Origin of the sequence: Micromonospora sp. NPDC049175 (genome assembly GCF_043197345.1) — a bacterium.
Taxonomy (GTDB): Bacteria; Actinomycetota; Actinomycetes; order Mycobacteriales; family Micromonosporaceae; genus Micromonospora.
In genome coordinates this window covers 76,496-88,681 of record NZ_JBICSY010000009.1, presented here as the reverse complement: position 1 = coordinate 88,681, position 12,186 = coordinate 76,496, and the positions used below count along the sequence as shown (strand labels likewise).

Here is a 12,186-nt window from a genome sequence, read left to right as displayed (position 1 = left end):
CATCATCCCTCCTCGCCGATCGCGCCGAGGGCCAGCACACGCTTCGCCTCCTCGATCGAGGACTCGACACCGACATCCGGGTCCCGCGCCAGCCGTTGCGTCGCGATCGCGTGCGCGCGTACCTGTGGGTCGGGAGCCGTCATCGCGACGCGCAGGATCGGCATCGCCACCGCACCGAGCGCGACGAACGCCCGGCTGAGGCTCAACCGCGTGTCCCGCGTGCCGCGCCCGAGCTGCGTCGCCAACACCTCGGCCAACTCGGGCTCGTCACCGGGAGGCACCAGGGCGACCGCGGCTCGCCAGGCGCTTCGCGCCACCTCCTCGTCCGGGTCGGTCAGGAGCGCCCGTGTCACCGCCGGCCAGGCCCGCCGATCGCCGATCTTGGACAACGTGTGCAACGCCTGGCTCCGGGCCTGCGCCCGCTCCGAGCGGAGTTGGCTGGTGAGCTTCGGGACGGTCAGCGCGGGTGGGTGGCGGAGCAGCGCCCAGGTGACCATCTCGCGTACGAAGAACTCGGGCTCGATCGCGCATCGTTCGACGAGCGTGTCGACGAACCGCGGGTCCGGGGCTGTGCCGACCGCCAGCGCCGCGCGCAGCCGCACCGACGAGTCGCCGCTTTCCAGCGCCTGGAGCGCCCGCATGGTGTTCGCGTCCTTTTCCGGTCCGGTCATCGAGACCACCTCCTCGACCCCACCGAAGACCTTGTCACTGTGTCAAGGTCAAGGCGAACCGCACTGGGCAGCGTCGCGCACCGCACGTGTCAGCCGGCGGCGCGGAGGGCTGGCGAGCGGTGCTGCCGGCGACACAGCCGCCGGCAGCACCGCGGAAACCATCGACCGGCTACCGGCGCAGGAGCCGGACCACGTCGTCCACCGAACCCAGAAGAACCGTCTCCACCGGTACGTGCGTGAGGCTCTCCACGGCGAACGGCGTGTCGGTCTCGGTGACCGCAGCCCTGATCTCCGCCAGTCGCGTGCCGGTCAGCTCGAGCACCTCGGTCAGGTGCGCGGGCTCGGCCCGCTCGACAAGTGTCACGTGCGCGAGCGTGAGCGAGTGCACGCGCGCCCCGGTCTGCTCCGGGACCATGAGCACCAGCCGGCCGTCGCGTACGCCGCGGACCAGCCGCACCATGCGCGAGGCGACGGCGAGTTGCTTCGAGCCGCTCAGCTCGGCACCGCTGTCCGCGCGGCTGGTCAGGTCCTCGGCGACGCCGGTCTTGCGCAGGACGCGCAGGGTGGCGTGGCCCGGCGACTGACTGAGCTGGTACCGGATCGTGCCGGTGACGCCCTCGGTCACCCGGGCGAACGCACGGAGCGCCAGCAGGACGGGATAGCTCAGCACGGACAGATCGCCACCGGCCTCGACGACGGCCGTGGCGAGCGCGTTGTCCAGCAGGTCGGAGTCGCCACGCGAGGTGCCGACGGTCACCGTCTTCGCCTGGTGCTTGACCGAGTCGATCGAGCGCGTCAGCTCGTCGGCGGAGGCCGTGAGCTGGGTACGCACGAAGTCGACCGGATCGGCGACCGCTACCGGCAGCTCCGGCACGACCGCTGCGCCGTGCCGCAGCAGCGACGCGGCCTGGTGCAGGCGCAGCGCGACGTCGCTGGGAAGAACGCCGCGAACGCTGCCCTGGGCCGCCTCGGCGAGGAACTGGTGGATGCCGCCGCACGCGGCGTCCAGCTCGTCACGCGCGACGCGACCGGCGTCGACCGACGCCTCCAGCCCCGCGAGCGCCTCGCGCAGCGGATCGGCGGTGGCGTCGATCGCCCGGGCGGCGTGGTAGGAGAAGAGGTGCCCGGCAGCCGTGCTGAGGATCCAGGCGAAGGCGGGGTGCGCCGCCGGCACCCGGATCACCCAGTCGGTAGCCCACGGCAGCTCGATGCCCTCGTCGACGATGACGACCGGTTGGTTGCGGTGGGCGGCGAAGATGTCGACCTCTTTGGTGAGGTCGCGCAGCTGCCCCGGCGGGGTGCCGGCCGCGCAGACCAGGACGAACGCCTCCGCCGACAGGTCGACGTGCTTCTTGTCCTCGACGGCGTCGGTGGAGACGGTCTTGTAGCACAGCTCGGAGAGTTTGATGCGGGTCTCGTCGGCCGCGACGCGGTTCGGGCCGGAGCCGACCACCGCCCAGTGCGGGTGCCGGATCGCCACCTGCGCGATCTCGGCCATCCTCGGGCCGAGGTCGCGCAGCGTCTGCAGCTGTTGCGGCATCTCCTGCAACGCGTGCAGCATCAGGTCTTCCAGCTCCGGCGAGAGCAGCTCGCACAGTCTCGCGATCTGCAGCGCGAGCAGCGTACCGGTGGCCGCCTGCGAGTAGAACGCCTTCGTCGAGGCGACCGCCATCTCCACGTCGCGGCCGTCCGACGTGTACAGCACACCGTCGGCCTTGTGGCTCAGATCGCTGTCCCGGCGGTTGACGATGGCGAGCACGGCAGCGCCCCGTGCGCGCGCCATGTCGATGGCGCGGTTCGTGTCGGTGGTCGAGCCGGACTGGCTGACCGCGACGACACAGACCGACGACATGTCCGCCCGCAGCTTCCAGGCGGACAGTTCGGTGGCCGGCATCGCGGCGACGGTGATGTGCGGGTGCAACAGATCGTCGGCCACCTTGGCGATGCCCTCGCAGGCGACCGCGGCCGTGCCCTGACCGACGAAGAGGATCTCGCGGATGTCCCGGTCGACGAAGCGCTCCCGGATGCTCTGCGGCAGTGCGGATTCGCCGAGCGCGACGGAGAGCCGCTGGCCGTCGTCGGCGATGCGACCCCGCAGGCTCTTGCGGAACGAGGACGGCGCCTCGGTGATCTCCTTCTCCAGGTAGTGGTCGAACTCGCCGCGCGCGACGTCCCGCGTGGTGATCTCCGCGGTGGCGACGTCCGCCTCGGCGACCGGCAGGGACCGGCCGCGCATCGTCGTCCGGCGCAGGCCGGCGAGGGTGCCGGCGTGCTTCCGGTCGAGGACGACCACCGTGCCGACCTCGCCGTCGTCGGAGTGCCTACCGTCCAACCGCAGGTACCGATCGGTCCAGCCGACCAGGCCGTACACCTCGCTGGCGACCAGGAAGCAGCCGAGGGCGAACCCGACGTACAGGCCCTGGCCGCTGCCCTTGACGACGAGCATCAGTTGGTCGGCGGCGAGGTCGCCCTGGGCCGCGATCGCGAACGAACCGTGATAGTTGCGCGCGGAGGCGGCCATCGCCTGTTCCGGCGAGTGACCGGCGGCCATCTGCTGGGCGAGCATCACCGGGATCAGCTTGGCGTCGGTGCTGATTCCGGTGGACGAGGCCGGCAGGTTCAACTGGTCGCGCAGCGCGACGTGGTTGTCGATGTCGCCGTTGAGAGCGGCGATCGCGAAGCACGGATCGTCGCCGGCCGGCGTGGTGCTGTCCAGCGGGTGGGCGTTGGCCTCGCTGATCCGGCCGACGCTGGCCCAACGGGTGTGCGCGACGATCACGACGCGGGCGCTGGGCAGATCGAGGACCGTGTGCAGGTCGTCGTCGGCGGTCATCGCCGCGCGCAGGTACGCGACGTTGTCACCGAGCCGGCCGATGACCGAGGCGCGCTTGTACACGAGTGAGATGCCGCCCCGGAACTGCGCCGCCGCGCAGTGGCGGAACTCGCCGTCCACCCGGTCCCGCAGCGTGGCCGGCACCCGCGCGAGGTCGGCGTCGTCGAGCGTGACCCACACCTGGATGCCCGCCGAGTCCCGGCCGCGCACCTCCAGCCGATCGATCGCGTCCAGGACCGCGTCGACGGCGAGGTAGCTGCGCGCCTGGTTCAGGGTGATCATCTGTTGCCGCGCGAGCTCGGCGATCCGCACCGCGGCGCCGATCCTGTCCTGCTCGATCGACCAGAGCAGGTCCCGAGCGGCCACCGCGCGCTGCTGGACCTGCTCCAGGAGGTCGGCGTCCCAGCCGGCGCCGGGGTCGTCGAGTGCGCGCTCGGCAACGGTGAGCCACGAGTCCAGCGCCGACGTCCGCGCCACGACAGCCTCGCGCAGGCTCTTCTCGCACGCCAACCGGTGCACGGCGGTGGGGGCCGTGTACAGATCCAACGCGGCCGCGAGTTCCTTGACCAGGCCGTCGAACGCGGGGTGCAGGTCCATTCCGCTGGGCCGATCGGCGGTCAGGTCGACGTGCGGCAGTTCCGGCAGCACGTCCAGCAGTTGCCGATCGGAAACCGCTGCCAGGTCACAGTCATAGTCCGGCAGCGCTGCGGCGATCCCGCACATGCATACCCCTCACGTCGGACGGCCGTCGCGTCGGACGGCCTCGGTCGGCCAGAAAGCCCGACGATATCTCATCGCGCAAGCGGCCTGCGCATTACCAACCGATTCGCGCAGCCGAAATGTTCGCGACTGCGCACTCAGGGCAGAATCATTGCTGTAAGCGACAAAGTCAACGCTCTGCGTAATGTCCCTCTTGCGACCGACGCGGCTCCGGGGCCGTCCGGGCTTACTCGTCTAGGGTGCGGGAATGGTCGACCGACGCCAGGTGCTCAACTTCCGCGTCCGCGCCCAGCAGCTCGACCGGGCTCAGGGCACGCTCGCCGACACCGCCATCCTGGACATCGGAGTGCAGAACACCGGCCCGGACGGTGCCCGGTGGGCGCTGGCCGCGCGCGGCGTCGACGTGACCGCGTTGTCCGACACGGAGGTGATCGTGCTGTGGACCGTGCGCGGCGCTCCCCACCTCTACCGCCGGGCCGACGCCGGCACCGTGGTGGCCGCTGTCGAACCCTTCTCCGACGCCGACGCGGGCAAGCGCATCTACGACGCCGCCAAGCCGTTGAAGGCCGCCGGCATCCACAACCTCGCCGCCCTGGACGAGGTGGCTGCCCGCATGCGGGCCATCGTCACCACGCCAACGGTCAAGGGAGACGTCTCCGGCCGCCTGGCCGCGGTGCTGCCCGAGCCGTACCTGCGGTTCTGCCGGCCGTGCGACGCCACGCACGTCTACGAGATGCCCTTCCGGCTCGCCGCCGCGCGGGCCGGGCTGGAGTTGCAGCTCGACACCTCACCTCCGGTCCTGCGGCGCATCGCCGGGTTCCGGAAGGCCGCCGCCCCGGGCGAGCGCTTCGACCTCGTCCGCGCCTATCTCCGCCTGCTCGGCCCGGCCACACCGAAGCACGTGGCGGACTATCTCGACGCCCCGGTTAAGGACGTGAAGGCACACTGGCCCGACGACGTGATCGAGGTGACGGTCGACGGCGAGGCGCGCTCGCTACTGGCCGACGACGAGGAGGCGCTGGAGTCGGCCGACGGTCGGGGCACCCGCCTGCTCGGCCCGTTCGACCTCTTCCTCCAGGCCAAGGACCGGGCGACGCTGGCGCCGGACGCCGCCCACGCCAAGCAGATGTGGCCGGTGTTGGGTCGCCCCGGCGGCGTCCTGGTCGACGGCGACCTGGTCGGCGCCTGGCGTCCCCGCAAGTCCGGCCGCACGATGACGGTCAGTGTCCAACCCTGGCACCGGCTGTCGGACTCCACCCGCAAGGCCATCGCCGCGCAAGCCGAACACCTCGCCGCGCACCGCGGCGTCTCCCTCAGCGGCGTCGACTTCGCCAACTAGTGTGCTGCGCCGGAAATTCGCCTGATGGATCGCGGTGTGGATCGGCAGCGTCGTCCAGCCGGACCGGACCGTCATGATCACCGAGCCTGGCGGCAACCCGGTCGGCCGCGGACGCTGACCGCTACGCCCGCCCCTCCTGTGCGCGGAGCCGCGCTCCGGGGCATGCCCGTATCACCGCGGGGTACTGCCCCACCGTGATACGGGCATGCGACGTTCTAGCCGGCCTGGTAAGTGATGGTGGGCGCCCAGATGACGGTGTCGAAGCCCGTGTCGCCGTTGGAGTTGACGTGGAAGGCCAGCACGTCCCCCTTGGCGACGGTGACGTCGACTGGCTGGAAGGCGTGCACGGTGTCCGGGGCGAGAGCCTGGTAACCGGCGGTGGGCCAGAGCGGGGTGCCTCCTCTCGCGATACGTACACCGACGCCGTTGCCGCCGGGCCCCAGCCGGATGCCGCCCATCGCGGCGTCGACGCGTACGGTTCCGTCGCGGGGAGCGGTCCAGGTCCGTACGGAGTCCCGGCCACCGTCGCCGGGGTGCTGGGTGTAGGAAGTAGCCATCAGGAACGTGGCCGATCCGTTCCACCGGTACCTAGCGGCGTCCCAGCGCAGGTCGGTGTACCCGCCGGACGACGTGTACTCGGCGTAGCGCCAGCCGTTCTCGCCCTGCTTGTTGGTGAAGCCGGTACTGGCGTCGAAGGTGCTCCCGTCGAAGCCGGCGCTGTCGAGCGTCACCTTCTGCCGGTACAGCCACCGCGAGTTCTCCGGCCCCTCGGCCTCGGGTAGTCCGATCGTCCGAGACCGGTAGCTGTAGTAGACGTAGAAGGACTGGCCGACCACACCATTGTCGGTGCCGTCGACGTTGACGATCGTCTCGTAGGGCGAGAGGGTCTCCTCCCGCTCCCACCTGCCCGTCTGGATCCAGGACGGTACGTCGTAGCTGACGGCGTCGTCCGACGTCGCCAGATACACCCCCTTGCCCGCCCCGTGGTTGTACGAGCTGAGCAGATACTTCCCGAGGTAGGTGCTGTACGCGGCGTCGCCGTGCGTCATGTAGAAGTGGTTCGGACTGAACGGCAGCACGGGCGCGGCTCTGCCGTGCATTCCCGGCTCGTTCCATGCCCCGTTGTGGTACTTCCGCCACGGGCTGACCTCGCCGCGTTTCGCCGCCGCGAGCACCTCAGCGACGGGTGCGCGGGCCACGTGCTCCGCCCCCTCGTCGAAGTACGCGTAGAAGTAGCCGTCCCGGACCACGTACGGCACGCCGCCGATGTTGACGTTGTGTCCGGTGTCCTTGACCTCGTGGCCGATGGTGTAGCCGAGCTTCTGGAAGCTGTTGCCGCCGTCGGTGGAGTAGGCGAGACCGAGCACCCACCAGCCGGTGGCCGCGACGTCGGCGTCCTCGATGTGACAGAACGCCAGGATGTGCCCCTCCGGCGTCTCGTAGGTGTTGGCGATCCACCACTTGCCGGCCAACCCGCGCGGGTTGGTGTACCGGTTGCCGTTGTACACGGGCGTCTGCGCCGGCTGCTGGAGCGTGCCCCGGAACTTCTGGATCACGTCGCCGCTCGAGTGGTAGAAGTCAAGGTTCGTCCCGTTGGGTACGACCGACAGGCTCGCGTCTTGTGCCACGGTTATGCCCACCCGCTGGTAGTCGGCCGGCGCCATCACCACCTCGGCCTGGTCGAGGGTGAACTTGGGCTCGAAGTCGTAGCTGATCCGGGGATCCCAGGACAGGGTGTCGTATCCCGAGTTGGCACCCTGGTTGACATGGAAGTAGAGGCGGTCGCCGGCTGCCACGTTCGTGGTGAGCACATGCTGGGTGGTGAATCCTGGCCGGATGACCTGGGCGTCGGCCGACGGCCAGATCTTGCTCAATCTCCCCGCGCTGCTCATCCGGATGAAGGTGCGTACGCCGTCGCTGTCCCGGGTGTCGACGCCGTGGTCCATGACGCCGCGCACGGCGATCCGACCGCTGCGGGGTGCCTGCCAGACGATGACCGAGTCGTTGCTGTCCGGGTGCACCCAGTCGCGGGTGATGATGCAGAACGTGCAGTTCCCGCGCCAGCCGTCGCGTGACGCGTCCCACGTCATGTCGGAGTATGTGGACCCGTTCCACTGCTGGTAGGACCACTGGCTGTCGCCCTGCACGGAGGAAAAGCCGGCCGAGAACGTGTAGTCGTTGACGATGATGGGCTCCTGGGCTGCCGGCACCGGACGGTGCACCGCGCCCGACGCCGATGGCGCACCCACAACGGGTAGTAGAGCCAGGAGCAGGATGGTGACGGACAGCCTCGCTGCCACGGCAACCCAGTGACGGTCTCTCGTTCGACGCACGGTGGTTCCTCTTCTCGGTCCCGACATCGATCACGACGATAGGGCGCGCACATCGATTGCGTGGCCCCCACCACTCGCATCCACTGTGGAGCCCGAGATCCGTCGAACACGCCAGGGGCAAGTGAGCCGCTGCCTGTCTGGTGTGAGCATCTTCTGCGAGACGCCCTCGGCGCGTCTTCCGCGACGTCTAACCCCACGACGAGATCCGGACACAGGTCAAACCTCGGCAACCGAGGACGAGGCCAGCGGCAACCATCCGCCCGCGGTCGGCGGGAACACCCGATCTCCCGCTGGCGGCGGGTGGGGCATGGAACACTACGAGGTGCCCTCGGTCGGTGCCGCCCCCTTCGGATGCGGCAGCGGGAGGCGCGTCGGCGTCCCGCGCGGCGGAAGGGGCGTGGATGCAACCCACCTGGCTCCTGACGCTGTCCTGGGTGTCGCTCACGGTCGGGGTCGTCAGCTGCGCGGTCGTCGTCGCCGACACCTATCTTCGTGGGCACCGTCAGCCCGTCCGGGTCATGGAGATCGTCTGGCTGGTGACAGTCCTCTACGTCGGCCCGGCCGCCGTCCGCCTCTACTGGAACTGGGGTAGGCCCGAGACGTACTCCCGACGGCGGCGGGAGGACCAGCCGCGACGGCCCCGGCGCGGCGTCGTCGTCACCCGCGTGTCCCGCTGCGGCGCCCACTGCGCGCTCGGTTTCGTCGTCGCCGAGGTCGCCCTGTACGTCGTCAGGTCCGACCCGGCGCAGGAGACGCTCTGGGTCGACTACGCCGGGGACTACCTGGCGGCGGTGACGATAGCGGTGCTCTTCCGGTACGTCGGCGCACCGGGCCGCGGCGTCACGAAGATCTGGCACGCCCTGTCCACGGTCGCCAAGGTCGAACTGCTGACCATCACCGCGTTCGAGATGGCGCTGTTCGTGTGGCTGACGCTCGCGCACCGGGTGGTCTTTCCGGAGCCAACCCTGCGTCCCGACGGCCCCATCTTCTGGTTCGCGGGCCAGTTGGGGCTGATCGCCGGCTTCATCGCGGCGTGGCCCACCGCCTCCTGGCAGCTCAGCCGAGGGCTGCGGATCGAGCCGCGCCGGCTCCCCCACGACTGACCGCCCGCGGCACGAGGGACGCCACCCCCGACGACCCCCTCATCGCCCAGGCCACCAGGGTGGTCGTCGCCCAACTCTGAGCGGGACGCCGTTCCCCGGGGGGTGTGGGTGTCGTCAACCGGTCCGGGCGCGGAGGCCGCGCGCCAGCACGGTGATCATGACCGTCGCGGGGACGAGGTGCAGCCCGAGCAGCGCGGCGACGGTGGCCGGGGCGGCCCCGCAGAGCAGGGGCGGAACCAGCGAGATCGCGGTCAACGACCCGGCGGTCCACACGAATCGCCGCGCCGGTCGAGCGCTCCACCGAAGCAGAGCGACGGCGATGACGACGCCCACGACCGAGAAGAAGCCTGTCACCACGGCGAACCCGGCCAACGGGATCGTCGCTCCACCATCGGGGATCTCGAAGTCGACGCCGACGGCCGTCGCGAGCGCGGCGGCCAGGGTGGTGGCCGTCGTCGCCGCGAGCGCGGCCACGCCGCCGGTGCCGACGAGCCCGCCGAGTCGCCGGGTGTGGCTGGTCTGGTCCGCTACCGGGGCCGCGACGGCCCCGGAGTCATACCTGCTGTGCACGACGTTCCTCCACTCTTCGACAGGGGTGCGGCCGGCGCGCCTCGTGCGCCGCCGGGTGGCGTGCCTATTCGGCGTCGTCGGCCGGCAGGCGCTCGGGCAGCCCGAGCCGCGGGAACTGGTCGTCGTGGAAGGTGACGATCTCGGTGATCGCTCCGCCGGTGACGCGCAGGACGTCGATCGTCAGCGGCAGGTACGCGTCCTCCTGCGCGCGCCACAGATAGAAGGCGACGGCCGGCTGCCGGTTGACCGAGGTGGGGACCGCGCGCATGCCCCGAAGGTCGGCGAACCCGTCCTGGACCCAGCCGTCGACCACCGCGTCGCGGCCGACGGACAGGCCCGGCGTGGGCGGCATCGAGCAGCGCACGTCGTCGCGCAGCATGGCCGCGAGCCCGTCGACGTCGGTGGCCACGGCGGCGTCGGTGAAGCGGCGTACCAACTCGCGGGTGTCGGCGTCCTCCTCGCCGCCGGTCCAGTCCTGCCGCTCGGCGGGCAGGTGCTCCCGCATGCCGGCACGGGCCCGTTGCAGCGCGCTGTTCACCGAGTTGACGGAGTCCCCGAGGAGGTCCGCGACGTCCTTCGCCGGCCACCCGAGCACGTCACGCAGGATCAGCACCGCCCGTGGGCGCGGCGCGAGGTGTTGGACCGCGACCACGTACGCCAGCTCGATCGTCTCCCGCGCGACGGCGAGCGCCTCCGGCTCGTCCGCGCCACCGGCGGGCAGCTCGTCGAGCAACCGATCCGGGTACGGCTGTAGCCAGCGCACCTCACCGCCGGTCGCGGGTTCCGGTCGGCGTTTGGCCAGCAGGTCCAGGCAGGCGTTCGTGGCGATCCGGTACAGCCAGGCCCGGAACGTCGACCGCCCCTCGAAGGTCTCCCGCCGCCGCCAGGCACGCAGCAACGTCTCCTGCACGGCGTCCTCGGCGTCCTCGAACGACCCGAGCATCCGGTAGCAGTGCACGTGCAGCTCCCGCCGGTGCCGGGCCGCCAGCCCCGAGAACGTCAGCTCGTCGACCTCGCCCAACCCGTCCAGCCGTGTGTCCGCACTCATCGCGTCATCCTTCCGCCTCGGCACGTCCTGTCGTAGGTGTGACGGGTGCCGGCGCGAAAACTCATCACCGACGTCGGCGATCGCCAGGCGAAACGGGCGCGGGTGACGTCGGCGTCGATCAGGTGGCGCCTCGATAACCGCTCGACCGCCGGCCTTCGCTCGGGCAGGGTGGCCGGGTGGATGCGCAGTTGCTCGCGGCGGTGCGGGCCGGTGACACGTCGTCTCTCGACCGGCTGTTACGGACGGCGTCGGCGGACGCGCTCGCGGGTGACGAGGGCAGCGGGCTGCTGCGTGCGGCGGTGTTCGGGGGTAACGCCGATGTCGTCGCCAGCCTGCTCCAGGCCGGAGCCGATCCGACTCGCCCGTGGGACGACGGTGTCGATCCGGTGTCCTGGGCGGCCGACTTCGGAGCGTACGAGGTCCTGTGGGAGATGGTGCACCACGTCCCATGGTGGCGGAAGCAGGTGCCGCAGCATCTGAAGCGCGGTGCGCTGGACATCGCACGGCTGTGGCTGGGTCTCGACCCGGAGGTCGAACTGCGTCGTCGGCTCGGCGCGCACCCGGACGAGCCGGCCGCCGTCGAGCGGATACGGATCCTGACCAGGGAGCAGGAGCCGGAACACGCGACGAGGATCCGGTTGACCCTGGCCGACGGGCGGCAGGCCGAGACGCAGCTCGATCATCGGGCGATCGTCACCTATCTGGAACACCAATTCGACATACCCGTCACCCCCGACGAGTTGTTGGCACGCGCCCTGTTCCACGCAGACCCGCAGTCCTGGGACTGGGCCCAGGCTCAGGCCGGCATGGCGGATCACCTGTCCGCCGAGGATCGGTTCCGGTGGGCTGCCAACCTGGTGGCACACCCTTCGGTCGACACCAGGAGGTTCGCGACCCAGTTGTTGCACTACCTGGGCTGCGATGAGCAACCCCTGAAGGCGCAGGCGTCGGAGGTGCTCAGGCCACGCTTGCGCGCCGAGGACGATCCGATCGCGCTGGGCAATGTGATCGGCGCGTTCGCCGAGTACACCGGTCGTGGTGACGTGACGGACGTCCTGCACCAGGCCGGTCATCCTGACCCGGGCATCCGCGCAGACGTCGCTGGTGTGCTCAGCAACGCCATCGGCGAGCACCCACGCCTGGGCATTTATATGAACCTGCCTCCCCACCCGTTCGACACGCCGCCGGGCGTGGTGGCGGCGCTGATTCACTTCGCGGCGGATCGCGACGGCCACGTCCGCGCCACCGCCCTGCTCAGCCTGGCGGAATCGGGCCTGGACACCCCGGCGGTTCTCGCCCTGTTGACCGCGCACCTGACCGACGACTACCTGTACGCGAGGCTCAACGCTGCCATCGGCCTCGCGATACGCGAGGATCAGCACGGCCTCGAGGTGCTGCGCGAGACGGGTTCCGAGATGAGTCCCACGGATGGGCGTCGGTGGCGGGTCGATGAGGTGGAGAAGATCCTGGAACATCGGGCCGCCGCGGACGGGTAGGGCGCCCCCCGTGGACCGCCGCCGTGCGATACGGTCGGTTCGTGGTTCCGGTTGAGGCGGTCGCGGCGTCGTA

Annotated in this window: 8 protein-coding genes; 3 read left to right on the top strand and 5 right to left on the bottom strand. The window is 70.6% G+C overall.

Annotated features, from left to right (window positions below; genetic code table 11):
- Positions 1-2: 2 nt before the first annotated feature.
- Both ACGFH8_RS29130 and ACGFH8_RS29125 read right to left on the bottom strand, forming a co-directional pair.
- On the bottom strand, positions 3-671 hold the full coding sequence (locus tag ACGFH8_RS29130; RefSeq protein WP_393373282.1) for a HEAT repeat domain-containing protein: 669 nt from the start codon (positions 669-671) through the stop codon (positions 3-5).
- Positions 672-840: 169 nt separating this feature from the next.
- Positions 841-4,227, bottom strand: coding sequence for an SIS domain-containing protein (locus ACGFH8_RS29125; RefSeq protein WP_393373279.1), 3,387 nt, complete (start codon positions 4,225-4,227; stop codon positions 841-843).
- 244 nt (positions 4,228-4,471) lie between these two features.
- On the opposite strand from ACGFH8_RS29125, the gene ACGFH8_RS29120 reads away from it, so the two are divergent.
- Complete coding sequence (locus tag ACGFH8_RS29120) at positions 4,472-5,563, top strand: winged helix DNA-binding domain-containing protein (protein ID WP_393373277.1); 1,092 nt, start codon at positions 4,472-4,474, stop codon at positions 5,561-5,563.
- A 215-nt stretch (positions 5,564-5,778) separates the two neighbouring features.
- Here the strand turns inward: ACGFH8_RS29120 and ACGFH8_RS29115 are convergent, their stop codons facing one another.
- Positions 5,779-7,812, bottom strand: a complete 2,034-nt coding sequence (locus tag ACGFH8_RS29115) for a hypothetical protein (protein ID WP_393373274.1) — start codon at positions 7,810-7,812, stop codon at positions 5,779-5,781.
- A 485-nt stretch (positions 7,813-8,297) separates the two neighbouring features.
- Between ACGFH8_RS29115 and ACGFH8_RS29110 the strand changes: the two genes are divergently transcribed.
- The gene (locus tag ACGFH8_RS29110) at positions 8,298-8,999 is read left to right on the top strand and encodes a DUF4396 domain-containing protein (protein ID WP_393373271.1); all 702 of its coding nucleotides are present in this window, start codon (positions 8,298-8,300) and stop codon (positions 8,997-8,999) included.
- A gap of 114 nt (positions 9,000-9,113) precedes the next feature.
- Here ACGFH8_RS29110 and ACGFH8_RS29105 read toward each other — a convergent pair whose 3' ends face one another.
- Together ACGFH8_RS29105 and ACGFH8_RS29100 are read right to left on the bottom strand one after the other, a co-directional pair.
- Positions 9,114-9,569 carry a DUF6069 family protein gene (locus ACGFH8_RS29105; protein WP_393373269.1) on the bottom strand — a complete coding sequence of 152 codons (456 nt, stop codon included), beginning with the start codon at positions 9,567-9,569 and terminating at the stop codon, positions 9,114-9,116.
- Positions 9,570-9,633: 64 nt separating this feature from the next.
- Positions 9,634-10,617, bottom strand: coding sequence for an RNA polymerase subunit sigma-70 (locus ACGFH8_RS29100; RefSeq protein ID WP_393373266.1), 984 nt, complete (start codon positions 10,615-10,617; stop codon positions 9,634-9,636).
- A 176-nt stretch (positions 10,618-10,793) separates the two neighbouring features.
- On the opposite strand from ACGFH8_RS29100, the gene ACGFH8_RS29095 reads away from it, so the two are divergent.
- The gene (locus tag ACGFH8_RS29095) at positions 10,794-12,113 is read left to right on the top strand and encodes a HEAT repeat domain-containing protein (RefSeq protein ID WP_393373263.1); all 1,320 of its coding nucleotides are present in this window, start codon (positions 10,794-10,796) and stop codon (positions 12,111-12,113) included.
- Positions 12,114-12,186: the final 73 nt, after the last annotated feature.

Bases quoted from the DNA above. Each gene is read 5' to 3' on its own strand.
- ACGFH8_RS29130 (WP_393373282.1), bottom strand. From the start codon at position 671: ATGACCGGACCGGAAAAGGACGCGAACACCATGCGGGCGCTCCAGGCG.
- ACGFH8_RS29125 (WP_393373279.1), bottom strand. From the start codon at position 4,227: ATGTGCGGGATCGCCGCAGCGCTGCCGGACTATGACTGTGACCTGGCA.
- ACGFH8_RS29120 (WP_393373277.1), top strand. From the start codon at position 4,472: ATGGTCGACCGACGCCAGGTGCTCAACTTCCGCGTCCGCGCCCAGCAG.
- ACGFH8_RS29110 (WP_393373271.1), top strand. From the start codon at position 8,298: ATGCAACCCACCTGGCTCCTGACGCTGTCCTGGGTGTCGCTCACGGTC.
- ACGFH8_RS29100 (WP_393373266.1), bottom strand. From the start codon at position 10,617: ATGAGTGCGGACACACGGCTGGACGGGTTGGGCGAGGTCGACGAGCTG.